Source organism: Ignavibacteria bacterium (genome assembly GCA_016707005.1).
In the GTDB taxonomy this organism is placed as follows: Bacteria; Bacteroidota; Ignavibacteria; order Kapaibacteriales; family Kapaibacteriaceae; genus UBA10438.
The window spans coordinates 1340857-1364365 of record JADJIQ010000005.1 but is presented as its reverse complement, the minus strand read 5'-3'; the positions used below and the strand labels follow the sequence as shown (position 1 = coordinate 1364365).

The 23509-nt window shown below is 53.9% G+C and carries 25 protein-coding genes; 7 read left to right on the top strand and 18 right to left on the bottom strand.

What is annotated here, in order from left to right; translation table 11 throughout:
- Window positions 1-51 precede the first annotated feature (51 nt).
- From IPI29_14210 to IPI29_14180, 7 genes are all read left to right on the top strand, one after another.
- Window positions 52-1311, top strand: coding sequence for a hypothetical protein (locus IPI29_14210; protein ID MBK7413700.1), 1260 nt, complete (start codon window positions 52-54; stop codon window positions 1309-1311).
- Window positions 1308-4484, top strand: a complete 3177-nt coding sequence (locus tag IPI29_14205) for a glycosyl hydrolase (GenBank protein MBK7413699.1) — start codon at window positions 1308-1310, stop codon at window positions 4482-4484. Before IPI29_14210 ends, IPI29_14205 begins: the two co-directional genes overlap by 4 nt.
- Window positions 4481-5107 carry a phosphatase PAP2 family protein gene (locus IPI29_14200; protein ID MBK7413698.1) on the top strand — a complete coding sequence of 209 codons (627 nt, stop codon included), beginning with the start codon at window positions 4481-4483 and terminating at the stop codon, window positions 5105-5107. Before IPI29_14205 ends, IPI29_14200 begins: the two co-directional genes overlap by 4 nt.
- A gap of 194 nt (window positions 5108-5301) precedes the next feature.
- The gene (locus IPI29_14195; protein ID MBK7413697.1) at window positions 5302-6798 is read left to right on the top strand and encodes an Hsp70 family protein; all 1497 of its coding nucleotides are present in this window, start codon (window positions 5302-5304) and stop codon (window positions 6796-6798) included.
- Entirely contained in the window at window positions 6799-7890 is a 1092-nt protein-coding gene (locus IPI29_14190; protein MBK7413696.1) for a M48 family metallopeptidase, read from the top strand. It abuts the gene before it with no gap.
- Window positions 7887-8843, top strand: a complete 957-nt coding sequence (locus IPI29_14185) for a hypothetical protein (protein MBK7413695.1) — start codon at window positions 7887-7889, stop codon at window positions 8841-8843. Before IPI29_14190 ends, IPI29_14185 begins: the two co-directional genes overlap by 4 nt.
- A gap of 26 nt (window positions 8844-8869) precedes the next feature.
- A complete protein-coding gene (locus IPI29_14180; protein MBK7413694.1) occupies window positions 8870-9841 on the top strand; it encodes a hypothetical protein in 972 nt (323 codons plus the stop codon).
- A 161-nt stretch (window positions 9842-10002) separates the two neighbouring features.
- On the opposite strand, the gene argH is transcribed toward IPI29_14180, so the two are convergent.
- The 18 genes from argH to rplO form a co-directional block, all read right to left on the bottom strand.
- Complete coding sequence (gene argH, locus IPI29_14175; protein MBK7413693.1) at window positions 10003-11286, bottom strand: argininosuccinate lyase; 1284 nt, start codon at window positions 11284-11286, stop codon at window positions 10003-10005.
- On the bottom strand, window positions 11283-12350 hold the full coding sequence (locus IPI29_14170) for a M20 family metallo-hydrolase (GenBank protein MBK7413692.1): 1068 nt from the start codon (window positions 12348-12350) through the stop codon (window positions 11283-11285). Before IPI29_14170 ends, argH begins: the two co-directional genes overlap by 4 nt.
- Window positions 12347-13105 (bottom strand): acetylglutamate kinase, encoded by a 759-nt coding sequence (argB, locus tag IPI29_14165; GenBank protein MBK7413691.1) that lies wholly within the window; start codon window positions 13103-13105, stop codon window positions 12347-12349. Before argB ends, IPI29_14170 begins: the two co-directional genes overlap by 4 nt.
- On the bottom strand, window positions 13102-14061 hold the full coding sequence (locus tag IPI29_14160; protein ID MBK7413690.1) for an N-acetylornithine carbamoyltransferase: 960 nt from the start codon (window positions 14059-14061) through the stop codon (window positions 13102-13104). Before IPI29_14160 ends, argB begins: the two co-directional genes overlap by 4 nt.
- A 9-nt stretch (window positions 14062-14070) precedes the next feature.
- Entirely contained in the window at window positions 14071-15024 is a 954-nt protein-coding gene (locus IPI29_14155; GenBank protein ID MBK7413689.1) for an N-acetyl-gamma-glutamyl-phosphate reductase, read from the bottom strand.
- Window positions 15021-16223: an argininosuccinate synthase gene (gene argG, locus IPI29_14150; GenBank protein ID MBK7413688.1), complete on the bottom strand. Its 1203-nt coding sequence runs from the start codon at window positions 16221-16223 to the stop codon at window positions 15021-15023. Before argG ends, IPI29_14155 begins: the two co-directional genes overlap by 4 nt.
- Window positions 16220-16756 carry a GNAT family N-acetyltransferase gene (locus IPI29_14145; GenBank protein ID MBK7413687.1) on the bottom strand — a complete coding sequence of 179 codons (537 nt, stop codon included), beginning with the start codon at window positions 16754-16756 and terminating at the stop codon, window positions 16220-16222. Before IPI29_14145 ends, argG begins: the two co-directional genes overlap by 4 nt.
- Window positions 16757-16782: 26 nt before the next feature.
- Window positions 16783-17274: a 5-(carboxyamino)imidazole ribonucleotide mutase gene (purE, locus tag IPI29_14140; GenBank protein MBK7413686.1), complete on the bottom strand. Its 492-nt coding sequence runs from the start codon at window positions 17272-17274 to the stop codon at window positions 16783-16785.
- Window positions 17271-17888: a YihA family ribosome biogenesis GTP-binding protein gene (locus IPI29_14135; protein ID MBK7413685.1), complete on the bottom strand. Its 618-nt coding sequence runs from the start codon at window positions 17886-17888 to the stop codon at window positions 17271-17273. The genes purE and IPI29_14135 overlap by 4 nt, the downstream gene beginning before the upstream one ends.
- Window positions 17889-17957: 69 nt before the next feature.
- A complete protein-coding gene (gene rplQ, locus IPI29_14130) occupies window positions 17958-18623 on the bottom strand; it encodes a 50S ribosomal protein L17 (protein ID MBK7413684.1) in 666 nt (221 codons plus the stop codon).
- 20 nt (window positions 18624-18643) lie between these two features.
- Entirely contained in the window at window positions 18644-19663 is a 1020-nt protein-coding gene (locus tag IPI29_14125; GenBank protein ID MBK7413683.1) for a DNA-directed RNA polymerase subunit alpha, read from the bottom strand.
- 52 nt (window positions 19664-19715) lie between these two features.
- Complete coding sequence (gene rpsK / locus IPI29_14120; GenBank protein ID MBK7413682.1) at window positions 19716-20102, bottom strand: 30S ribosomal protein S11; 387 nt, start codon at window positions 20100-20102, stop codon at window positions 19716-19718.
- Window positions 20103-20119: 17 nt separating this feature from the next.
- Window positions 20120-20497 (bottom strand): 30S ribosomal protein S13, encoded by a 378-nt coding sequence (rpsM, locus tag IPI29_14115; protein MBK7413681.1) that lies wholly within the window; start codon window positions 20495-20497, stop codon window positions 20120-20122.
- 15 nt (window positions 20498-20512) lie between these two features.
- Window positions 20513-20629, bottom strand: a complete 117-nt coding sequence (gene rpmJ, locus IPI29_14110; GenBank protein MBK7413680.1) for a 50S ribosomal protein L36 — start codon at window positions 20627-20629, stop codon at window positions 20513-20515.
- A 36-nt stretch (window positions 20630-20665) separates the two neighbouring features.
- Window positions 20666-20884 (bottom strand): translation initiation factor IF-1, encoded by a 219-nt coding sequence (infA, locus tag IPI29_14105; GenBank protein MBK7413679.1) that lies wholly within the window; start codon window positions 20882-20884, stop codon window positions 20666-20668.
- A 21-nt stretch (window positions 20885-20905) separates the two neighbouring features.
- Window positions 20906-21703 (bottom strand): type I methionyl aminopeptidase, encoded by a 798-nt coding sequence (map, locus tag IPI29_14100; GenBank protein ID MBK7413678.1) that lies wholly within the window; start codon window positions 21701-21703, stop codon window positions 20906-20908.
- Between the two features lie 2 nt (window positions 21704-21705).
- Window positions 21706-23055, bottom strand: coding sequence for a preprotein translocase subunit SecY (gene secY / locus IPI29_14095; GenBank protein ID MBK7413677.1), 1350 nt, complete (start codon window positions 23053-23055; stop codon window positions 21706-21708).
- On the bottom strand, window positions 23048-23509 hold the full coding sequence (gene rplO / locus IPI29_14090) for a 50S ribosomal protein L15 (GenBank protein ID MBK7413676.1): 462 nt from the start codon (window positions 23507-23509) through the stop codon (window positions 23048-23050). The genes secY and rplO overlap by 8 nt, the downstream gene beginning before the upstream one ends.

Genomic DNA, 23509 nt, shown 5'->3' with positions numbered 1-23509 from the left:
AGCGAACCCCTCCGCCACGCATCATGGCGGCCATCATCAAAGGAGCACGCTATGCGTGGTCTTCTCTCGTTCGTTGTTGTGTGCCTAACGGCCACGTTCTCTCTCTCGGCGCAACGTATCGCTCAAACACCGGCCGGACCGGTCAATGTCTTCAAGGCCAAGGGGCTGATGCACGTATTGTGCACGCGGAATGACGTCAACTTCAACGATGTGTCGGACCAAGGAGATTCCCCTGCTGCATGGGTGCAGATCGACCCATCAACATTGCAAACGGTTCGCTTGCACACGTTCCCATGGGCCCTTGTTGCGGCTTCACGCGTTGGAATATCGGAGTCTGCAGACGCGCTCTACATCGCTGTTGGGAACTCCGTAGAGAAGTTCGCATTGAGCACTCAGGAGTCGAAGGGTACAGTGTACTCCGGCCCTGTTTCATCCGTCTCCACAACTCTTGGCGGTTCTGCCATCTACGTTAGCCAACGTCCGTCGTTCACAGACCCGGGGACGGTTGTGCAGGTCACGTTGGAGTCAGGTGATAGCGTACAGTATCAAGCCGGACCCAATCCGCAGCAGTCCATGCGGTATGTGACATCAACAAACACGCAGTGCCTGTTAGTGTTGAGCGAGGGCAACTTTGGTCAACCCACCGGACTCTTCGATATCTGGAAACAAACACAGCTTGGCTCGGCACGCACATCCTTGGTTGTAGGAGACACGCCCAACCATTTTGCTGTGAGTGGAGACAGTGCCTATATCACGGTGAACGGATCGCATTGGGTAGTGGTTGTGGATCTCCTCACGAACAGTGCCGTGGACACCATTTTCACCGGTACTTCAGGATTCGACGGTCCGCGTGAAGCAACCATCAACAACGGTCGCCTCTACGTTTCCACCTTTGCTGGGGATGTACGGGTCTTCGACATTGCAACGGGCCAACGTGTTGGCGCTGTGCTGCTCGACGCCAAGCCCGAAGGTATCGTCATCAACGGTCGAGATCTCTGGGTCACCCGCGCTTTTGTTGCAGGGGGCTATGCAGTAGAACGCAACGTAGCCGTGTATGACCTCGACCAAGCGGTATCGGTTGCAGAAGGAGCCCCTTTCGCCGTCTCAACACCACGCGCCATCTATGCTCCCGGGGCGCGGCTAACGCTGCCGTTCGATGTATCGGCAACGATCACCGTGAGCACACTTGAAGGTAGAAGAACTGCCGTGCAGACCGTAGATTCGGGTTCGTGTACGATCGACGTGTCTTCTCTTCCAACCGGCGTGTATGTGGTCAGCGATGGCACATCCGCCATCACCCTGATGCGATGAAACCAGCCGCCGTCTGTCTCGCCTTCATTCTTCTTGCAACAAACCTTGTTGCTCAGTCAACGCCAACAACAGCAGAACTCGATATCGCCTTTCGTGCGATGCAGTTCCGAAACATCGGACCGTTCAGAGCGGGTCGGTCGTTAGCGGTTGCCGGACATCGGGATCTGCGCTCCACGTATTACTTCGGGGCAACGGGCGGCGGCGTTTGGAAGACAGAGGATGGCGGCGAGACATGGCGTGCGGTGAGCGACACAACCTTCACGTCTTCGAGTGTTGGTGCTATCACCATCGCCCCCTCCGACCCAAATGTGGTCTACGTTGGCATGGGCGAAACAGATATCCGCGGCAACATCTCCCCGGGCGATGGCATGTATCGCACAACGGACGGTGGCAACACCTGGCAACACATCGGGCTCAAGGATGCGCAGATGATCGCCGACATCATCGTCCACCCCGACGATGCAGATGTGGTGCTTGTCTCCTCCATGGGGAATGTCTTCACGGCCAATGCCGAACGTGGGATCTTCAAGAGTACCGACGGCGGAAAGAACTGGCGCAAGGTGTTGTTCCGCAATGACAGCACGGGCGGAATGACGCTGAAGATGGATCCGAACAATCCGCGCATCGTCTATGCATCGCTCTGGCAGGCCTACCGCAATGCCTACAGCATGAGCAGCGGAGGCAAAGGGTCCGGACTCTTCAAGAGTACGGACGGCGGAGAGACGTGGAAGGAGATCACAGCCAATCCGGGAATGCCAAAGGGATTGCTTGGGAAGATCAACGTTGATGTGTCTCGCGCACAACGCAATCTTGTGTGGGCGATGATCGAGGGTGAGAATGGCGGACTCTTCAAGAGTGTTGATGGAGGAAGCTCGTGGAGTCGCACGAGTACATCGGCAGATCTTCGTCAACGTCCGTGGTACTTCAACCACGTCTATGCCGATCCGAAAGATGCTAACGTTGTTTACGTTCTGAATGTCGGCTGGCATAAGAGCATCGACGGCGGTCGTACGTTCTCCGGAATGGGCTCCAATCACGGCGACCATCACGATCTGTGGATCGATCCAACGGATCCGAAACGCATGATCATCGGCGATGATGGCGGAGCCGTTGTGAGTGAAGATGGCGGACGACATTGGACGGAGGACGACGTAGCAACGGCGCAGTTCTACCATGTGAGCGTGGACCGGCACTTCCCGTACCGACTCTACGGTGCACAGCAAGACAACACCACGTGCTCCATCCCAAGCCGGATCATCGGTGGCTGGTCCATCGACAGAAGCGATTGGTATCCCGTCGCCGGTTTCGAGAGCGGGTACGTGATCCCCCATCCTACAGATCCCGACATCACGTTCGGTGGAAACTATTCGGGGTATCTCGGACGCAAGTCCATGAAGCTCAATCAGGAGCAGGACATCTCGGTCTATCCCAACAACCCGATCGGAGAAGGGGCTAAGGACCGCGGCGAACGTTTCCAGTGGACCTTCCCCATCGTCTTCTCTCCGAACAACCCAACAGTGATGTACACCACATCACAGCATGTATGGCGCAGCACCAACGAAGGCATGAGTTGGACCAAGATCAGCGGCGATCTCACGCGCAATGACACAACAAAGCAGATAGCTTCCGGCGGACCGATCACCAAGGACAACACCGGTGTTGAAGTCTACAACACCATCTTCACCTTTGCCGAGTCTCCCGTAGCGAGCGGAACACTATGGTCCGGCAGTGATTGCGGCCTCATTCATGTGAGCACCAACAACGGCTCATCATGGACCAACGTTACTCCAAGCGGCATGCAGGAATCGCTCGTAAGCATCATCGAGCCATCACCATTCGATGGCGCAACGGCCTATGCTGCAGTCAACCGCTACAAACACGGTGATGATGCCCCCTACATCTACAAGACAACAAACAACGGCTCATCGTGGTCGCTCATTACCAAGGGAATTCCCAAGGGTGCGTTTGTTCGTGTTGTGAGAGAAGATCCGTTCCGCAAGGGGCTTCTGTATGCCGGTACTGAGCGAGGCATCTATATCTCGTTCGATGCCGGGAGTACGTGGAGTCTTTTCCGACTCAATCTCCCTACAACACCCGTGCACGATCTTGTCATCCATCCAACGGAGAAGGATCTCGTTGTTTGTACGCATGGACGATCATTCTGGATCTTGGATGATCTCACGCCCCTTCATCAGTTCGATGCCAATGCGAAACGTCAGCTCACCGCCCTCACGCCCCGTCACACCTATCGTGTGTCAGGGGGCTCTTGGTCTAGCCCAACGATGAGCGTTGGACAGAACGCCCCGAATGGCGTGTTGTTGCAGTATGTATTGCGTGACACGACGTCGAAAGAGATGCGGCTCACCATTCGCACGGCGAAGGGCGACAGCATCATCACGTTCTCGAGCATCAAGGATGTGAAGGGTGAACCTTTCAAGCAGGAGAACAACTTCTATCTCGACTCCTTGCATCGTCCGTCAGGCGATGCTCTTACACTCCGGAAGGGGCTCAACAGATTCGTTTGGGACATGCGCTGGCCCGCTGCAGAAGACCTTGAAGGCGCTATGCTTTGGGGTGGCGGCACTGAAGGTCCACTCGCAATGCCTGGTCAATACATCGCTCAATTCAGTCTTGGTGCTGATACACAGAGCGTGAACTTCGAGATCAGGATGGATCCGCGCCTCACAACACCAACTGAAGACCTGCAGGCACAGTTCGATCTTCATCAGAAGATCAACGCCAAACTCACTGACGTTCACAAGTCGATCAAGCGATTGAGAGAAGTTCGTTCGAGCGTCAACGCCACGTCGGCTCGTTGGAAGGACCTCGACACCACTATTACGAAGAACGCTTCAACACTTGCCAAGAAGATCACCGACTCGCTCACGACCATTGAGAACGCGCTCGTTCAAACGAAGGCAAAGGCCTTCCAAGATCTCTTGAACTATCCCGTAAAACTCAACAACAAGATCGCCTCGCTCTCCAGCGTGGCCGCAAGTGCTGACCGACGTCCAACACAGCAGACCTACGATTTGTTCGATCGTTTGTCTTCCGATGCTACATCTCAATTGGATCAACTCAACGGCATTGAGTCTTCGTTGATCGTAGAGTTGAATGCAGCGGTTAAAGCTCTGGATCTTCCTGCCGTTCCAAAGCCAACAACGAAGAAATGACACGGAAGACCATCGCGTTCGGCATCAGCGCTGTTGCAATGGTGATCTCAATGTTGTGGCTGGATGTTCCCGTTGCACAGTGGATCAACGCCCATCAGACGAGCAGCATGAAGTCCGTTGGACTCATCCTCGAAGAGATCGGCAGATCTCACTGGATCCTTGGCTACTGTGTTGTGATGACCATCATCGCATGGCGGTCCATGCGTTCCCTTGCGCACAAACACCTCGCACTGTTTGCCAGTGTTGCCATCTCCGGCATTGCGGCGAACATCATCAAGGTCATTGCGTGCAGGCCCCGTCCGCCCCTTCTCATCGAACGCGGCATCACCGACTGGAACCTCTTCGGATTCCAGATGGACTACATTTGGAACAGCTTTCCGAGCGGTCACGCAACAACCGGACTCGCCATTGCCATCTCCGGCTCCACCGTCTACCCTCGACTCCGCTGGCTCTTCTGGATCGTAGGAATTGCCATCGCTCTCGGCCGTGTGATGCTCAACGCTCACTACCTCAGCGACATTATCGCCGGAGGAATGTTAGGGGGCGTTGTGGCCTATGGGATCTTGCGGTATACGCCGAAGCCCCCACGAAACGCTAGCCCCCACGACTTCGTCGTGGGCTAGGGTAATTACGCCCCTTCGGGGCTTGGGATCTGTATCATGAAAGTCAGTGGCCCATGGCGTAGCCATTGGTTGAAAGGCTCATGGCGTAGCCATGGTTTATTGGGCGGCAGTCTAAAGAAGAGAAGGCATGATCTGTCGGCAAGCTACTTGTTATCTTGGCTGCATTCGCCAACATTTCGCACCAGCAACGCACAATGAGTCATCTCGCAATTGGTATTGATCTAGGCACCACGTTCTCAGCCGTAGCCACAATTAATCCTGCCGGCAGGCCCGAGATAGTTGCGAATGCTGATGGCGATCGAATCACCGCTTCAGCCGTAACGTTTCTCGAGAATGGGTCGGTGGTTGTTGGGAACCAGGCCGTTGACGCCTCAACCGATGCACCAGATCGAACAGTGCGATGGGTAAAGCGCAATATCGGGCAAGCTGACTGGAACGTAGTGATCGACGGTCGAGCCTACTCAGCAGTAGACATTAGCGGCATGATTCTCGATCGCGTTCGACGAGATGCGGAGCAAGTCCTCGGTCCGATCATGAGTGCCGTGGTAACCGTTCCCGCCTACTTTGATGAGTTCCGACGTAAGGCAACCATGGATGCAGCTTCTGCTGCAAGCCTAGACGTGTTGCGCATCATCAACGAACCCACGGCAGCTGCTCTTGCATATAACACTTCTGGGAAGATCAACGGCAACGTTCTCGTATACGATCTGGGAGGGGGCACGTTCGATGTGTCTGTCATTCGTGCTGATTCACCAGATTCAATGACGGTTATCTCTTCCGAAGGCGACCATCAGCTCGGAGGCGTCGACTTTGACAAAGTTTTAGCAGAGATGTTCAACGAGAGCTTCATCGAACAGCACGGCATGCCCCTGATTCATTCTGGGAACAGCTCTGTAGACAATGCGGTGATGTTGGAAGCAGAGCGAGTGAAACGCAAGCTCACCCAGATGTCTATCGTTCAAAACATTACGCTACGAAGTGGCGATCTCTTTTCAACGACCTCAGTTGATCGCGCAACCTTTAATGAGAGGATACGACCATTATTGATACGAACGGAAATGCTGATCGACGATGCTCTGGACCACGCGTCTCTTCGGGCTCGTGATATCACCGCCGTGGTTCTCGTCGGTGGTTCCACTCGAGTTCCGGCAGTACACGACCTCTTAAGGACCAAGTTCGGTCAAGAGCCCCTGCGACACATCAATCCGGATGAAGCTGTTGCACTAGGAGCTGCCGTGCAAGCAGGCATCATCCTCCAGGAACGCGGAGTTATGATGCCGGTAACGGAAGAAGCTAAAATGGCACTCTCGAAGGTGTCACTGACAGACGTGACCAATCACAGCTATGGCACGATTACGATGGGCCATGCACACGGCCGAGAAACACTCCGCAACTCGCTGATCATACCAAAGAACACTCCAATACCCTGCACTCATTCGGATACATTCTTCACTATCCATGATGACCAACAGGTCATTCACTGTACGATCACGCAAGGTGAAGATCTTGACCCAGAGTTTGTGAATGTAATAACGGAGGGCTTTATGAAGTTGCCAGCCGGCAGACCTCGCGGATGCGAGATCTTGATTACGTACAGCTACGATGCGAATGGACGAATGAGTTGTGAGTTTAAGGATGTTTTAACTGGCCGTATTCAGTGTTTCAATCTCGATTCGCTCCCAACATCCTGAATGATGCCACTCGTACAATCGTTTGCTGAATTGTGTGTAGCCGTACGATACTCCGGAGATCGCCCACGCGCGCATGCCCGTTCTACGTCAGCTTCCACTTCGGTCATCGATCAAGTTGCACAAATTCGATCGACGGCACTGCAGGTTACAAGCAGAACCGTTCCCCTTATCCATCGAGCATGTGAGCGTGTGGCCGAGCGGTTATTGTTACAAGAGGCAGCCGAAGTGTACGTTGTGGCTGAACCCACGCCCAATGCCTTTGCTCCCGCATGGGCATCGGGGGATCGACCGATTGTTGTACTTCACTCCGGTCTAGTGCAATTGCTGTCAGCAACCGAGATTGAATTTGTCATAGGTCACGAACTTGGGCACCTCGGGATGCGCCACGGTGCACTGTTTGCAAATGCTGCCTCATCTGAGTTTGAGCGATTGCAAGCTCGTTCATTCCAGCGTGCAGCAGAAATAAGTGCTGATCGTATTGGCTTGCTTGCATGTCGCAGCATTCATCTCACTGCAAGCGTTATGATTAAGACTGCTAGCGGTCTGCCAAGTGAACATCTTGGGATAGACATCGGCACCTTTGTTGCTCAGATGGACAGAGACCCTGCCGAGATCAGTCGCGAGTGGGAGCTCGACCTCACTCATCCGTCTCTTCCGCTACGTTTATGGGCACTACTTCGTTTTGCCCATGCCGATAGGTACGCAGTTCTTTCGGGCCAGGGGGCTAGTGGTGCGCCGATTGCAGTTATTGACTCCGAGATTGACGAACGCATGCAAAAGATTGGAGACGGAGCACTAACGGCGATCGAAGAGGACGTCTATCTGAAGGCTCTTACATGGGCTGGACTCTCGCTCGTAATGGCGGATAGTTTCGTTCAGCCAGAGGACGAAACAGCTCTCATACAGCTCGTTGGCGCTGATCTAGCACGCAAAGCAATAGATTTTGCGACTACGCATGGTCGCACAGCAGTAGATCTCAAGTATACCGAATCTGTGCAACGGCTCGCTAGCGTTGGCACGGCGATCCAAGAGCGTTTTCGAGTTGCTGAAGAAGCCTTCCGATTCACTATAGATCAGAGTAGAAAGCAATGAAGAGTCGACACTTGTCTGGCATTGCAGCAACTGCAGTTACCATTGCTTTAGCAATTGTCGCCGATCCGGTATCACCCTCGGATGCATTGCTAGCAGCGATAACATTGAGTTTCGTCGCAAATGAGGTTTACCAGGGCCTTACTCACAACGCCTTCTCATTAACTCGTCTAATCAGATTTTCCCCTCTGTCTATCGTATTCGGCATTGTTGCATTCATAACTATGACGTGGCAGACAGATATTACAAAGGCGAGCACAGCACAAGTCGATCGAGTTGCTCAGGGTTTTGGTGGCAACGAGTGGTCATACCACGAGCCTAGAAGAACCTATGGTATGTTCGAGAATTCCGGCGAGATGAGAGAGGAATATGCGAATCTGTTTGCAGCAAGAGAATCTGAATTGGAGCCAACCGAGCCGTCGCAGACACTAGCCGCACTCATTGATTTGGATCGGAAGACTTTCGGCATCGTGCTGGACAGATCTACTAAATGGTTGAATTCGGCAAGAGAATTCGAATCGCTTGAGGACTCTGTTGCCAGACTGTACGAGGGCTTTACCGAGCGAGTTGATACCTACGTTGGCATGCTTCCGGAATCTTTTGCATCGATGCAAAATGAAGCTCGTAAGAGAAATCACTCCGAGAGCGAACTATCGTTTTTTGAGACCCGATTCTTGGAACTAGAACCGACATACGACTCAGTGTTTGTTGCAATTCACACCGAGTCGTACAATCTCAAAGAGTGGGTGGCAGAATATAGCGTTCTTGAATCCCGTTTGGCCTACTGGAGCCCAACGAATGATCCATTCGAGGATGAACGCCGCACAAGCTCCATTCTCCAACGAACAGCAGCACGCAAAGAGGCTTTTCGTTGCATACGAATAATCAATGCTTGTCGCCATGCCATACTATCGTATCGATTGACCTGGTTGAACACGTCGAAAGTTCTACCATGACGTTTATCTGGATCTTGGCTTTTGCAATGACTGCAATCTGGATCGTTCGCTTTATATACTGGCTACAGATTGTTTCGATTGCCCAAGCAGCACCCCAACTCACGCTAGAAAGAACCGAAGAGCCGGGTCCAGATGGCGAAATGCTACCTGTACTTCATGTTGGTCTTTTCGGATCAATTTCGCTACCTGAAAATTCGTTCTTTTCGGTCGCAAGAGTGCGGATCTTCGACGTTACCGAACCAGATGTTCGACTGCCTGTACGATCATTAATGGAAGGAACCACAGACTCCGACGGCATGTTCTTCTGGTTCTTTCCTTTTGACGTCCCGAACGGGACCTACCAGTTCCATCGTTTGAACTTGTGCTCGATAGCTCTTCTTGGCCTGCATGCGCCGTATAGCGGAGGCCGTAGGTTCGAAATCAACGTTGAATTCTCAGACCGTGCCGATGGTCATATATACAGCCACGCGGTAAACACGTTCTTCTTCATCGAGGATAGACCTGGTTATCTGGAGTTGCAGGACTTGTTCGTTAAAGGCGAAAGCTTGGCGGCAACGTTGACGGATCTCTTCAACTCAGATGGGAGTCAAGAAACTATGTCGGCTATTGCGTCCTGTGTTGCTGAAATCCATGCACTAGACATCCAAGGACTGGCTGAGTCAGCCTATCTCTCTTGCCTACAGTCCGCAAGTTCATCGTCATCCCTTCGGCGAGACAAGCTATCAACCCTTGACCTTATTGCGCGCCTCCTAGATCTTCCAGTATCGCTCATCTCCGAGCTCAATGACCGACACTTGCGCTTGACAACGATGCAAGAATTGTCTGACATAGAAATGCTTGGTTTACCCGATGGTCTTTCGCCTGACGAACTTCGAGACCTCTTAGCGTTGGAATACCGGAAGTGGCGAGGTCGTGCAACACACTCAGACCGTGCGATCTCGGCCGAGGCCACAGCCCGTTTGGAGATGATAGCCCGCGTCCGCGCAACGCTTAGCTGATCCCTTACATCCACACCCCACGATTTCGCTAACCCCCACGACTACGCCAACCCCCACGACTTCATCGTGGGCTAGAGCAATTACGCCCCTCCGGGGCTTGAGATCTGTATCATGAAAGTCAGTGGCCCATGGCGTAGCCATGGGTTGAAAGGAGAGATGTCTTACAACAGCCGCTTCCTCAACTCCCCTATCCCCACATTTCCAACGCTTCCAAGCGCAGCTTGGGCGTCATTAGTGCTGGCCTGTGGTGCGTGCATAACAGCCCCTTCCTTGATCTCTTGGGCTACTTGACGATAGGCGTCTCTGAAGGGCATGCCGCCTCGTACGAGTTCATCAACACGATCAACGCTGAAGAGGTGCTGATACATGGGGTTGAGGAGAATGCCGTCGACGGGTTGGATCTGCGGTGCTACATGGAGAAGCACGCGCAGGATCAATGCGAACTCATCAATGGCAGGCACGATGCGGTCCTTGATGAACTGTAGGTCGCGATGATAACCGGAGGGAAGATTGCCGAGTACGGAGCCGATCTCGGCAGGCAGCGACTGCAAACGGTTGCAACGTGCACGCAAGACCTCAAACACATCGGGGTTCTTCTTATGCGGCATGATGCTCGAGCCGGTGGTGAGCGCATCGGGCAAGGTGATGAAGCCGAAGTTCTGACTTGCATAATGCACCACGTCGGCGGCGAACCGGGCAATGGTGGATGCGCACTGCGCGATGGCTACGGCTGCGAGTTTCTCTGTGCGTCCGCGCGACATCTGAGCAAAGGTGCTCGTCACATGAACTCGGTCGAAGTTCAATGCACGTGTCGTGAGCTCTCTGTCAAGGGGCAATCGTGTTCCATACCCTGCTGCACTGCCGAGAGGATTTGCATTGGCAGCATCAATGGCCATGTCCAACACACGCATGTCTTCGATGAGTGCTTCTGCATAACCTCCGAACCAGAGTCCGAAGCTCGATGGCATGGCGATCTGGTAGTGAGTGTAGCCGGGAAGAAGAACGTGTTGATGTTGTTCGGCAAGATCAAGCAGGAGGGTCGCAGCGTCACGCGTGGCACTGCGTAGCGTGCGAAGTTCGTGACGGAGGAAGAGCTTGAGGTCTACAAGGACTTGGTCGTTGCGACTCCGTCCTGTGTGGATCTTCTTGCCTGTATCACCGAGACGCTGCGTAAGAAGCTTCTCTACCTGAGAATGTACATCCTCAACATCTTCGTCGATCACAAAGCCATTGGCGTCGATCGACTCAAGCAACAGTCCAAGTTCATTGGTGAGTGCGAGTCGCTCTTCGTTGGTGATGAGTCCTACGTGACCAAGCATCTCGACATGGGCGATCGAGCCGACAACATCCCAACGGGCAAGACGCACATCGATCTCTCTGTCATTGCCGACAGTGAACGACTCCATCACTTCATCGATGGGCGTTCCTTTATCCCAGAGCTTCATGTCATTCTCCGCATCATCGTTTCGAGGAGGGTGATGAACGTTGCCGTTCCATCTTCCAGCTCATGAATACCGAGCCATTCATCAGGGGTGTGTGAGCGCGCAGAGTCGCCCGGACCGATCTTCATCGATGGCACTCCCTCAGGCAATAGCGACTGATCGGACATTGTTGGACTTCCGTATGCTGCGAGCCCCATACTGATCCCCGCCTGCACCAATGGATGGTCGAGAGGGATTGAGGAGGGGGCTAGCCGCATCGAACGAGGTGTTACCTCGCACGCTACGTGGCGTTGGATCTCTTCGAGGACTTCGGCATTGGTATACGCGTCGGTAACGCGCACATCAACAACGAAGTGACATCTGTCCGGCACAACGTTGTGCTGCGATCCGGCATCGATCTGCGTAACGGTCATCTTCACATCGCCCAAAACCGGAGATGTTCTCTCAAAGCGATGCGTGCGAAACCACTCAATATCTGTAAGCGCAGCATACAGGGCGTTGATGCCCTCGTTGCGCGCTGCATGCCCTGTGCGACCATGCGCAACGCAATCGAGCACCATAAGCCCCTTTTCTGCAACGGCCATCTGCATCCCTGTGGGCTCTCCAACGATGGCAAGTGCCAGAGGGTGCTTGCTGAACACATCTCGCGATAACATGGCCATTCCATTCTGTCCGCTCACTTCCTCTTCAGCAGTAGCGGCAAAACATAACTGTACCGGGAGATCCTCGCGTTTGTGGAAGTGCAGGAACGCCGTCAACATCATTACCAATGCTCCGCCGGCGTCATTACTGCCCAAACCAATGATCTTCCCATCTTCAACGACCGGCACGAATGGATCATGCGTCCACCCCGCCCCCGGTTGCACCGTGTCGTGGTGGGAATTAAGGAGGATCGCGGGTGGGGGCACGGCTTGCCGTGCCCCCACGCCCCACGCCACAACGTTATTCCCGAATCGTTCCACATCGGCACCGGCATCGCGTAACACCTGTTCAATGATGTCGGCAGTAGCCCCTTCATCGCGACTGAACGATGGTGTAGCAATGAGTTTCGTGAGCAGTTCGATCATTGAACCAACGTCCCTTCTTCGGTCCCAAGTGCAGACGTGTGTTGAATACGAACGTTGATGCCGGCCTTCGCCGCCTCAACTGCATTGGTGATCTTCGGCACCATGCCCTTGCTGATCACTCCGTCTGCGATGAGACCATCCACGTCCGATGATGCGATCACATCGATCACGGATGTTGGATCATCAATGTTGCGCAACACACCGTGGTGTTCGTATATGAACCGTAATCGGATCATGGTGCGCGCATCCATCGCGATCGCGATCCGCGCCGCCATGGTATCGGCATTGGTGTTGAGGAGCGATCCGTTCCCATCGTGCGTGAGTGGTGCAACAACTACGCTGATGCCTTTTGAGAGGAGGAGTTCAAGCACATCGGTGTTGACCGCATCCACATCTCCGACAAATCCGAAGTCGATGGTGGGATGATTGCGTTTGTGAGCTCGCACAAGGTCTGCATCTGCACCGGTCATGCCGATACATTGTACACCGCGGGCTTGCAATTGCGCTACAACGTTCTTGTTGACGAGTCCGGCATAGGCCATGGTTACAACACGCAACGTGTCTGCATCAGTCACACGCCTGCCATCGATCATCGTCTGCTCTATTCCAAGATCAGCTGCAAGCTTTGTAGCAACCTTCCCTCCGCCATGCACTAAGATAAATGGACTGCCCAGTGCTGCGCAGCGGTCCAGCACGTCATTGAGGAGTAGGGGGCTATCCACAACCGCCCCACCGATCTTGATCACATACGTCACGCAAGCCCCTTGAGCAGATAGTAGAGTGCTGTTTGTGCGGATACGACGCGATTCGCTGCTTGAGGGATAACGATGGAGTTTGGTCCGTCGAGCACACCGTCCGATACGATCATGTTCCGTCGCACGGGTAGGCAGTGCATGAACTTGGCGTTGTTGGTCAGCGACATCTTGTCCTCGGTAACGGTCCACGATCTATCCTGCGACAGGATCTGACCATACTGCTCGTACGAAGACCAGTTCTTGGCGTAGACAAAATCAGCACCAGCCAATGCTTCGTCTTGATCGTTGGTGACCGTTACGCCGGATGCAAAGGAAGGGGCGAGTTCATATCCCTTTGGATGAGCAACGACGAGGTCGACATTTCCGGCCGACATCCATTCAACGAACGAATTGGCAACTGCTTGCGGGAGTGCCTTGGGATGGGGCGCCCACGTGAGGACAACCTTTGGTCGAGGGGTCTTCTTGAACTGCTCGATCGTAATGAGATCGGCAAAACTCTGTAGTGGGTGACGTGTTGCACTTTCGAGGCTCACTACCGGGACACCGGCATAGGCAATGAACTTCTCAAGAACATCCTCTGCGTAGTCCGCATCACGATCAGTGAGTGACGCAAACGTGCGAAGGCCGAGTACGTCGCAATAGGCTCCCATTACCGCTGCGGCTTCCTTGATGTGCTCTGTAGTAGAGCCATCCATCACCACACCGTCCTTGGTTTCAAGCGTCCACGAATCACTACCGGCATTGAGAACGATGGTCTCTGCACCCATGAGTGTTGCTGCCTTCTGTGTGCTCATGCGCGTGCGAAGCGATGGGTTCATGAAGAGCAAGCCTACGGTGCGGCGTCTGCCGATCTCTGTGTTGATCCATGGATGACGTGCAAACTCAAGAGCGTCATGGATCGCTACGTCGAGACCGGGGCCATTGATGAGATCATGAACGGAGGTGAATCGACGCATGTTCATACCCTAATACACAGACGATTTGAGATCAAGACCCGATGTTTCATCGAGTCCGAACATGAGGTTCATGTTCTGAATGGCTTGCCCGGCAGCCCCCTTCAAAAGATTGTCGATCACACTCACGATCATGAGCGCATCGTTCTTCACAACGAATCCGAGATGACACATGTTTGTGTTCACCACTCGCTTCATATCGGGCGGTTCATTGCAGACAACAACAAAGGGGTGCCCAGCATATCGTGATCGATAGAGCTCGTCAACATCGAAGCCGCTCCAATCACCGGGCAGAACGATCGTGGCGTGAATGCCGCGCGCGAACGGACCGCGTACCGGTACGAAGTGCATCGCAACATCACCGATCGTCTGCTTGATCTCCGGCTCGTGTTGATGTTCGAACACCTTGTAGGTGCTTACGTTGTTTGTGCGCCACGAATAGTGCGTTGTTTCCGATGGTTGTTGTCCGGCACCGGTCGAACCCGTAAATGCGTTGACCACAACATCGCCGGTGAGCATTCCCTTCTCTGCTACTGGCAGAAGAGCAAGCTGAATGGCCGTTGCAAAGCAACCGGGATTGGCTACACGGAAGGCCGTGCGAAGTCTGTCCCTGTGGACTTCTGGAAGACCGTATACGAACGATGGGTTCTCTGCTTCAAGTCTGAAGTCGTTCCCGAGATCGATCACCTTGGCATTGGAGTGCAGAGGATTCTCTTCCATCCAGGCAGCGGACTTGCCGTGTCCAAGACACAGGATATAGAGGTCGGCATCGGTCGGAGGAAGTGCATCGAAGTGCAGATCCGTAGTTCCGTAGAGATCTGGATGTGCGGCTGCAACGTGTTGTCCGGCATGCGACGAACTCACGGCAATGAGATTCTGTACACCTACCTGACGATGATGAAGCAGCAAACGGAGCACTTCGCCCCCTGTATATCCTGCTGCACCAACAACAGCTACGCGTATCATTGATCTTCTCCGTGAACGGACATCCACAAGGCCGTTGGGACAGCGCTGATCGTCGCAAAGCCCTTGGCATCATCGCCGGACCAGGCGCGGTTGGCCTCGCCGTAGGTTGCGAATGACGAGCGCATAAGATCGTTCTCGCTTACGATACCGTTCACACTGAACCGTTCGTGTTTGAGAGTGATGCTTACGCTGCCTGTAACAACCCGTTGCGTATCATCAAAGAACGACTCTATGCTCCGCATGGCTGGTTCGAGGAACTGACCTTCGTGGAGGAGTTGTCCGTACCAGATCGACAGTTGGTCCTTGAGGGTAAGCTGCCATTTCGAGAGTGTATGCTTCTCGAGTGCATGGTGGGCCTTGATCAGCATCAGTGCGGAAGGGGCTTCAAATGCCACCCGACCCTTGATACCGATGATCGTATCACCAACGTGCATGTCGCGTCCGATGTGCCACCTAGCTCCGATGTCATTGAGCGTTCGAAGTAGCTCAACAGGCTCCATTGCAACACCATCGATCGAAATCGGTTGCCCCTTTTCAAATCCGATCACCATGGTTGCATGTGCATCTGCTGCGGGAGCGGGGTATTGAGCTGATGGCCAGATCATTTCGGGAAGGGGCTTATCCGACGTAAGCGTCTCCTTGCCTCCAACCGTTGTGCCCCAGATACCTTGGTTGATCGAGTAGGCAGCCTTTGTCCAATCACCTTCAACGCCATGTTGGGCGAGGTACGCTATCTCTTCATCGCGCGAGAGTTGTTTATCGCGGATGGGAGTGAGCACTTCGATCTCCGGACACATGATGCGAAAGATCACATCAAAGCGAACTTGATCATTGCCGGCACCTGTGCTTCCATGAGCAAGGTGTGTGGCACCGATCGTGCGTGCATGTTCTGCGATGGCCATTGCCTGCACAACACGTTCTGCGCTCACGCTCAGCGGATAGGTAGCGTTCTTGAGGATGTTGCCTGCGATGCAGTGTCGTAGCACCTTGTTGTAGAGCTCTCTCGTTCTATCCAACGCAGCATGCGAGGCAGCGCCGCAGGCTTGTGCACGTTGTTCAATCTGCGCGAGTTCGGATGCAGAAAAGCCCCCTGTATCAACGATCACCGTGTGGACCTCCATGCCCAGGTCAACGGCAAAGTATCGTGCGCAGTATGAGGTGTCGAGTCCGCCACTGAAGGCGAGGAGGATCTTCTTCATGCCGTTGGGTCCTTTGGATCGAACAACATTCCGGTGCAGAGACACATTGCGCGGTTGGTACGTTGCAGGATGTCGTAATTCGGGCACGACTGGCAGCCCTTCCAGAACGACTCATCGGTGGTGAGTTCTGAGAAGTGTACCGGACGATATCCGAGTTCTGAGTTGATCTTCATCACCGCCGCGCTGGTGGTGATACCAAAGATCTTGGCATCCGGGTATTTCTTACGCGAGAGGTCGAATGCTGCACGTTTGATCTTGCGAGCGAGGTTATGCTTACGGAATTCCGGCTTCACGATCAGACCAGAGTTGGCAACATAGCCGCCATGCTCCCACGTTTCGATGTAGCAGAATCCGGCGAAGCGTCCGTCCGCCGTGAGGGCGATGATAGCCTTCCCCTCTTCCATCTTTTGGATCACATATTCCGGAGTACGACGGGCAATACCCGTCCCCCGTTGTTGCGCCGCCACAAAGATCGTTTCAACGATCTCCTCGGCGTAACGTGCATGTGACATGTCGGCAACAGTGATGACCATATCACCTGTTGGAGGCACTTCGGCGCTCAACCTTTGAGGCCTTCATTTTTCTGACGCGATTCCATGGCAAGTTTCTCCTTAAAGGAAATGATCTTGGCTTGAAGTGTCGGATCTACTACAGACAGGATCTCTACAGCGAGGATACCTGCATTCCGCCCGCCCCCTATCGCAACTGTTGCAACGGGTACGCCGGATGGCATTTGAACGATACTCATGAGGGAGTCGAGCCCTCGTAGTTGTTTTGTCGGGATCGGTACGCCGATCACAGGAAGGGGCGAAAAGGACGCGATCATGCCCGGGAGGTGTGCTGCACCGCCGGCACCGGCGATGATGACCTTGAGTCCGCGAGCATGAGCCTGTGTTCCATAGTCGGCCATGTCTTGTGGAGTGCGATGTGCACTCACCACGCGGATCTCGTAGGGAACGCCGAACTCTTCGCAGATCGTTGCGGCTTCGCGCATGACCGGGAGGTCTGAGTCGCTGCCCATGATGATACCAACGAGCGGCTGTGCTGTCATGACGGCACCTGTGTTGAGAGGTTAACGATTCGCTTGATGAGACCAAGGAGTTGGTGTCTGCCAAGGCCCGTTTCGCTGGACGTTGGGACCACGTCTACCACGTATTGACAATTCTGGATCACGTCTCGCACTTGCTGCTCTCGTTCGATCAGTGCAGCTGGCTTGAGCTTGTCACATTTTGTGAGGATGATGGCAAAGGGGCGACCAGCCAACTCAAGCTCTTCGAGGATCGCGAGGTCGAGCGGCTGCGGGTCGTGCCGAGCATCCACCAGGACGCAGGTAAGCACAAGTTGCGGACGTTTAAGAACGTATGCTCGGATAAGGACAGAGAATTGCTCTCGCTGCCCCTTACTCACACGAGCATAGCCATATCCCGGAAGGTCTACGAGCATGAAGTTCATGTCCGTAACGAAGAAATTGATCTCTTGCGTTTTGCCCGGGGTGTTGGACACGCGCGCCATGCGATTGTGGCGTACGAGGGCATTGATCAGTGACGACTTCCCAACGTTCGATCTACCGATCATGGCGATCTCGGGCAGAGTGGACTCGGGGAAATGCTCCGGTTTGGTAGCCCCCTTGACGAACTCGGCGGTGATGTGGATGTCGTGTGCCATGCTGCCAATAAAAAAGGAAAACGCCGAATGCGGAAGCACTCGGCGTTTTTGATCGTATGGTCCGTTATGTTATGCCTTCTCTTCGCCGTCGGCCGGCGCATCTGCTTCTGGAGCATCTGCTGCTGGTGCTTCGGCTTGAGCTGACTCGACCTCTGGAGTGTCGATCGATTCTGTGGTTACGTCTACCACATCTTCTACTTCTTCTGCTGCTGGTGCAACCTCAACCGGAGCTGCTGCTACCGGTGCCGGCTTTACCTTTGGCTTTGTTGTTGGCTTTGGCTTCGCAGGGCCCTTAGCTGCAACGCGGCGCTTGGTGGACGATACACGTCCATCGACCGGGTTCGACCAATCAACGAGTTCGATCATTGCCGTTGCAGCGTTGTCGCCACGGCGAAGTCCGAGCTTGATGATCCGTGTGTACCCACCATCGCGCTCTGCAACGAGAGGTGCGATCGTGTCGAACAGCTCCTGGAGAACAGCCTTGTTCTTGATGAACCGGCCTACCATGCGGCGGTTGTGTACATCGACGCCAGTGATCGTTCCGGCCTTCTCAGAGCGGTGCGCATTACGTGCACGCGTGATGAGATGCTCAGCGAACGGACGAAGTTCCTTCGCCTTGGCTACCGTTGTTACAACGCGCTTATGTTCAAAGAGTGACGTGGCCATGTTCGCAAGCATCGCCCGCTTGTGGCTTGCTGTACGTTTGAGTTTTCGGCCTGCATAACTGTGTCGCATTCTGGTCTCCTTAGCCTTCCTTAGTCATTCTTCTTTTCGTCATCGCGCAAATAGCCTTCTACGTTCATACCGAACACGAGACCATTTTGCACGACCACGTCTGCGAGCTCGGACAGAGACTTCCGACCGAAGTTGCGGAACTTCAGGAGGTCGGACTCTTGCAGGCTCACGAGGTCTGCCAATGTTTTGATACTTGCGGCCTTCAGGCAGTTGTGGGCACGAACGCTGAGTTCGAGTTCATCAACAGGCTGAAGGAGGATACGGCGTACTCGGGAACGTTCGCGCTCAGCTTCTGTGTCAGCCGCTGGTGCTTCTGATGGTTCCGAGTTAGAGCCGATCGTTGGATTCACGCCGAGGAACAGTGCGATGTGTGAGCGAAGGATAGAAGCTGAATGCTCAACGGCTTCCTTCACGGTGATCGAACCGTCTGTGCTTACGTCGAGGACGAGGCGCTCGTAGTCTGTCTTCTGACCAACGCGGAATGGTTCCACATTGTAGATTACATTCTTGATCGGTGTATAGATAGCATCGATCGGGAGCATACCAAGCGGGAAGTCCGTTGTGTTCTGATCCTCTGACGGAACGTAGCCCTTGCCACGACCGATACGAAGTTCAACATCGAAATCCGCGTCGTCTGCAAGTGTTGCGATCTTCTTTCCCGGATCGAGAACTTCAATCGCGCCTGCTGTTGCTTCTTGGATCATCTCCGCTGTCCAGATCTTTTGCCCCTTCACGCGGAACGTGATGCGGTTTGGAGATTTTGGATCAACGATACGGAGGCGAACCTCCTTGAGATTGAGGATGATCTCGCACATGTCCTCTACGACGCCGGCTACAGTCTGGAACTCATGCTGTACATCCGAGATCTTTACGCCAACGATGGCTGTTCCTTGGATGGACGAGAGGAGTACGCGTCGGAACGCGTTACCGATCGTTGTTCCGTAGCCTTCTTCGAGCGGATTGAGAACGAAACGAGCATGGTACGGACTGCCGAGTTCTTCGACGACGACACCTTCCGGCATCTGCATCTGCATGTTCATGGCCTTCCTTGGGTCAAATAGTCACAGTTGAAATGAGTTTGTCGTAACGGCGTTAGACGCGACGCTTCTTCGGCGGGCGGCAACCGTTATGCGGCAGCGGCGTTTGGTCGAGGATCGAGAGAACCTCGAAGCCTGCTTGAGTTAGCGCGCGGATAGCCGCTTCGCGACCCGAACCAGGTCCCTTGACCACCACGTCCACCTTGCGCAATCCCATTTCGAAGGCCTCGCGGGCGGCCTTGTCTGCGGAAACTTGCGAAGCGTACGGAGTATTCTTTTTGGAACCGCGGAAGCCATTCTTCCCAGCGGAGGACCAAGAAAGCGTATTGCCGTACGTGTCTGTGATCGTGACGATAACGTTGTTGAATGTTGCACGGACAAAGACCTTGCCGTGTACATCCGCAACGATCTTGCGCTTGACGCGCTTTTTTGCTGCTGCCATTGTCGTTCAGTCCTTTATTACTTCTTCACTGCCTTCTTCTTGCCGGCCACCGTCTTCCGCTTGCCCTTACGGGTACGAGCGTTTGTACGGGTGCGCTGACCACGAACCGGAAGACCGCGACGATGGCGCAGTCCACGATAGCAGCCCACGTCCATGAGACGCTTGATGTTCAGTTGGATCTCAGAGCGAAGTTGACCTTCAACCTTGTAATCACCGAGAACCTGACGGATACGTGCCACCTCATCATCGGACCAGTTCGTAACACGCTTGTTGTGATCGATGCCGGCTTTATCCAGCACCTGTGCACTCAGCGTAGAACCAATGCCGAAGATGTATGTGAGCGCGATCACGCCGCGCTTATTTTTTGGTAGGTCGATACCTGCGATACGAGCCACTTCGTGTCTCCTGAATTAGCCTTGACGTTGCTTGAAGCGAGGGTTCTTCTTGTTGATGATATACACCCTTCCCTTACGACGAACGATCTTGTCGTCGGGACTGCGCTTCTTCACCGATGCTTGAACCTTCATGGTCTCACCCTTTAGTTTTCTCTTGCGAGTTCAATGTCACTTGTAGCGATAGACGATACGGCCTTTGGAAAGATCATAGGGAGACATCTCCACTGTGACCTTATCTCCGCGAAAGATCTTGATGAAGTGCATCCTCATCTTGCCGGAGACGTGTGCGAGGATCTTGTGCCCATTATCCAGTTTCACAATAAACTGGGTATTCGGCAGTGCTTCCTCGATCACACCATCAACACGTATGACATCTTCGCGACCCATCGAAACCTTGTCGTTTTATCGTCACTCCATCAAAGTCAGGATCCTCGGTGTAGCCCCATCGATCACAATCGTGTGTTCGAAGTGTGCCGATGGTTTCCCATCCGCTGTGTACACTGTCCACCCGTCGCTTGCCGTATGAACATGGAACAGCCCCATATTCACCATCGGTTCGATCGCCAATGCCATTCCCGATTTGAGTTTGGCGTTGGGAAACCTGCTGCGATGCAACAGGCCCGGAACGAAGTTCGGGACGGGCGGTTCCTCGTGGAGGTGACGGCCAATGCCGTGTCCCACAAGTTCCCGTACCACCGAAAAACCCTGTTTTTCAACGTGCGTTTGAACGGCTCTCGCGATGTCATACACCCGATTACCATCAATTGCCTGCTCGATACCGAGTCTCAACGACTCCTTTGTGGCATCTAACAAACGTTGTTTGTCCGTGGATATCTCGCCTACGCCGTAGGTGTATGCGCTGTCTCCAAAGAACCCGTCCAATTGGACGCCAACATCGATCGTCACGATCTGACCTTCTTTCAGCATACGCTGACCAGGCATCCCGTGCACCACCTCTTCGTCAACACTGATGCAAGCTGAAGATGGGAACAGCTTACCGTCTACTTCATATCCTTTGAATGCCGGCTCTCCGCCTCGTGTTCGGATGAAATCCTCCACGATCGCGTCGAGCTCGATCGTTGTCACACCCGGCTTTACGAACCCCTTCATGTGATTCAGCACGTCGGCAACGATGCGACTTGCTGCTTCCATTTTCTTGATCTCATCTCCCGTGAGAAGAGCAATGCTGAGGTCGGCAACCGCCATGGTTACGCTGTCGCTCCTGCACGGCCGCGGATCTTTCCTGTCTTCATGAAGCCGTCATAATGACGCATGAGGAGGAAGGATTCGATCTGCGTCAACGTGTCAAGTGCCACACCAACAATGATCAAAAGACTTGTACCACCAAAGAACGATGCGAATACCGGAGGTACCTGCAAGATGTTCATCGCAAACGTTGGAAGGATCGCGATGAGCGCCAAGAAGATCGCACCCGGCAATGTGATGCGTGTGAGGATGTTCTCGATGTATTCAGACGTTGGAGCTCCCGGACGAACGCCAGGAATGAATCCACCGTTGCGCTTCATGTTATCGGCAACTTCCTTCGGGTTGAAGGCAATGGCCGTATAGAAGTACGTGAAGAATACGATCATGATACCGTACATCAGGGCATAGACCACTGATCGGTCACTGAAGAGCTGCGAAACGTCCTGCCAGAACGTACTGTCCGGGAAGAACGATGCGATCGTTGCAGGAACGAACAGGATCGACTGTGCGAAGATGATCGGCATAACACCGGCAGTATTCACACGAAGTGGGATGTACTGCGTTGTTCCGCCATAGACCTTACGGCCAACTACGCGCTTCGCATACTGCACCGGAATTCGTCGAGCCCCCTGCGTGATCAAGATCACGGCAGCAATGATACCGAGAAGAAGAGCCACCAAGACAAGGTCGATCACGAGGTTCCGTGAACCGGCTTGAATGAGCGTGATCTCCTGCGTGATCGCCGTAGGGAAACGTGCGATGATACCGATGAAGATGATGAGCGAGATACCATTGCCAAGACCGCGATCTGTGATCTGCTCACCGATCCACATCAGACCAACAGTGCCGGCTGTGAGGATGATAACAGAGGCAAGGGTCCAGAAGAAGCCCGCGTCAGGGACCACGGAAGCTCCGCCTGCACCTGCCGTTGTGCCTGCGATCTTGATCGTAACACCCCATGCCTGCATTGCTGCGATCGGCACGGTAAGCATACGTGTGTATTGATTGATCTTACGGCGACCATCTTCTCCTTCACGCTGGAGTTTCTGCAGTTCCGGAAGAACCACACCGGCGATCTGAAGAATGATGCTTGCAGAGATATACGGCATGATGCCGAGGGCAAAAATGGCAGCATTCGAGAACGCACCACCCACGAACATGTCGTACAATCCAAAGATCGTGCCGCTGTCATCCATGGCAGAAGCCTGGGTCAGCAGGGATACGTCAACGCCCGGGATCGTGATGAACGATCCCACACGAACTGCCAGCAGCGCAATCAGCGTAAACGCGATGCGCTGGCGGAGTTCTTCGATCCGGAACATGTTCCGGAAGGTGGTAACGATATTAGCCATTGACAGTGACCGCTCCCCCGGCTGCTTCGATCTTCTGCTTCGCTGTTTCTGAGATCTTATCGCAGGTTACACTGAGCTTTGCCGAAAGATCTCCATTGCCGAGGATCTTCACTGGTGCGGATCTCTTACGGATCACGCCAAGCTCAAGAAGTACGTCGTTCGTGACGCTGCCATTTGTAACGAGCTTCTCATCAACAAGGCGCTGCAGGGTTGCAACATTCACTTCTTGATATTCAATGCGATTGATGTTCGTGAAGCCGAACTTTGGCACACGACGCTTGAGGGACATCTGACCACCCTCGAATCCCGGACTTTGGCTGAAGCCGCTGCGAGATTGGTGACCCTTATGTCCGCGCGTAGACGTACCGCCGTGACCGGAACCGGCACCACGACCAATACGCTTCTTCTTATGACGAGAGCCCGGGGCGGGCGAAAGATTTCCGATGTGTTTCAT

Excerpts from the sequence above, each read along its gene's own strand:
- IPI29_14135 (MBK7413685.1), bottom strand. The coding sequence starts at position 17,888 with ATGGCACACGACATCCACATCACCGCCGAGTTCGTCAAGGGGGCTACC.
- IPI29_14145 (MBK7413687.1), bottom strand. The coding sequence starts at position 16,756 with ATGGTCATCACTGTTGCCGACATGTCACATGCACGTTACGCCGAGGAG.
- secY (MBK7413677.1), bottom strand. The coding sequence starts at position 23,055 with ATGGCTAATATCGTTACCACCTTCCGGAACATGTTCCGGATCGAAGAA.
- IPI29_14170 (MBK7413692.1), bottom strand. The coding sequence starts at position 12,350 with ATGATCGAACTGCTCACGAAACTCATTGCTACACCATCGTTCAGTCGC.
- IPI29_14180 (MBK7413694.1), top strand. The coding sequence starts at position 8,870 with ATGACTGCAATCTGGATCGTTCGCTTTATATACTGGCTACAGATTGTT.
- rplO (MBK7413676.1), bottom strand. The coding sequence starts at position 23,509 with ATGAAACACATCGGAAATCTTTCGCCCGCCCCGGGCTCTCGTCATAAG.
- IPI29_14205 (MBK7413699.1), top strand. The coding sequence starts at position 1,308 with ATGAAACCAGCCGCCGTCTGTCTCGCCTTCATTCTTCTTGCAACAAAC.
- IPI29_14160 (MBK7413690.1), bottom strand. The coding sequence starts at position 14,061 with ATGCGTCGATTCACCTCCGTTCATGATCTCATCAATGGCCCCGGTCTC.
- rplQ (MBK7413684.1), bottom strand. The coding sequence starts at position 18,623 with ATGCGACACAGTTATGCAGGCCGAAAACTCAAACGTACAGCAAGCCAC.
- IPI29_14190 (MBK7413696.1), top strand. The coding sequence starts at position 6,799 with ATGATGCCACTCGTACAATCGTTTGCTGAATTGTGTGTAGCCGTACGA.
- map (MBK7413678.1), bottom strand. The coding sequence starts at position 21,703 with ATGGCGGTTGCCGACCTCAGCATTGCTCTTCTCACGGGAGATGAGATC.
- IPI29_14195 (MBK7413697.1), top strand. The coding sequence starts at position 5,302 with ATGAGTCATCTCGCAATTGGTATTGATCTAGGCACCACGTTCTCAGCC.
- rpsK (MBK7413682.1), bottom strand. The coding sequence starts at position 20,102 with ATGGCAGCAGCAAAAAAGCGCGTCAAGCGCAAGATCGTTGCGGATGTA.
- argG (MBK7413688.1), bottom strand. The coding sequence starts at position 16,223 with ATGAAGAAGATCCTCCTCGCCTTCAGTGGCGGACTCGACACCTCATAC.
- rpmJ (MBK7413680.1), bottom strand. The coding sequence starts at position 20,629 with ATGAAGGTTCAAGCATCGGTGAAGAAGCGCAGTCCCGACGACAAGATC.
- argH (MBK7413693.1), bottom strand. The coding sequence starts at position 11,286 with ATGAAGCTCTGGGATAAAGGAACGCCCATCGATGAAGTGATGGAGTCG.
- IPI29_14210 (MBK7413700.1), top strand. The coding sequence starts at position 52 with ATGCGTGGTCTTCTCTCGTTCGTTGTTGTGTGCCTAACGGCCACGTTC.
- IPI29_14200 (MBK7413698.1), top strand. The coding sequence starts at position 4,481 with ATGACACGGAAGACCATCGCGTTCGGCATCAGCGCTGTTGCAATGGTG.
- IPI29_14155 (MBK7413689.1), bottom strand. The coding sequence starts at position 15,024 with ATGATACGCGTAGCTGTTGTTGGTGCAGCAGGATATACAGGGGGCGAA.
- purE (MBK7413686.1), bottom strand. The coding sequence starts at position 17,274 with ATGACAGCACAGCCGCTCGTTGGTATCATCATGGGCAGCGACTCAGAC.
- IPI29_14185 (MBK7413695.1), top strand. The coding sequence starts at position 7,887 with ATGAAGAGTCGACACTTGTCTGGCATTGCAGCAACTGCAGTTACCATT.
- infA (MBK7413679.1), bottom strand. The coding sequence starts at position 20,884 with ATGGGTCGCGAAGATGTCATACGTGTTGATGGTGTGATCGAGGAAGCA.
- IPI29_14125 (MBK7413683.1), bottom strand. The coding sequence starts at position 19,663 with ATGAACATGCAGATGCAGATGCCGGAAGGTGTCGTCGTCGAAGAACTC.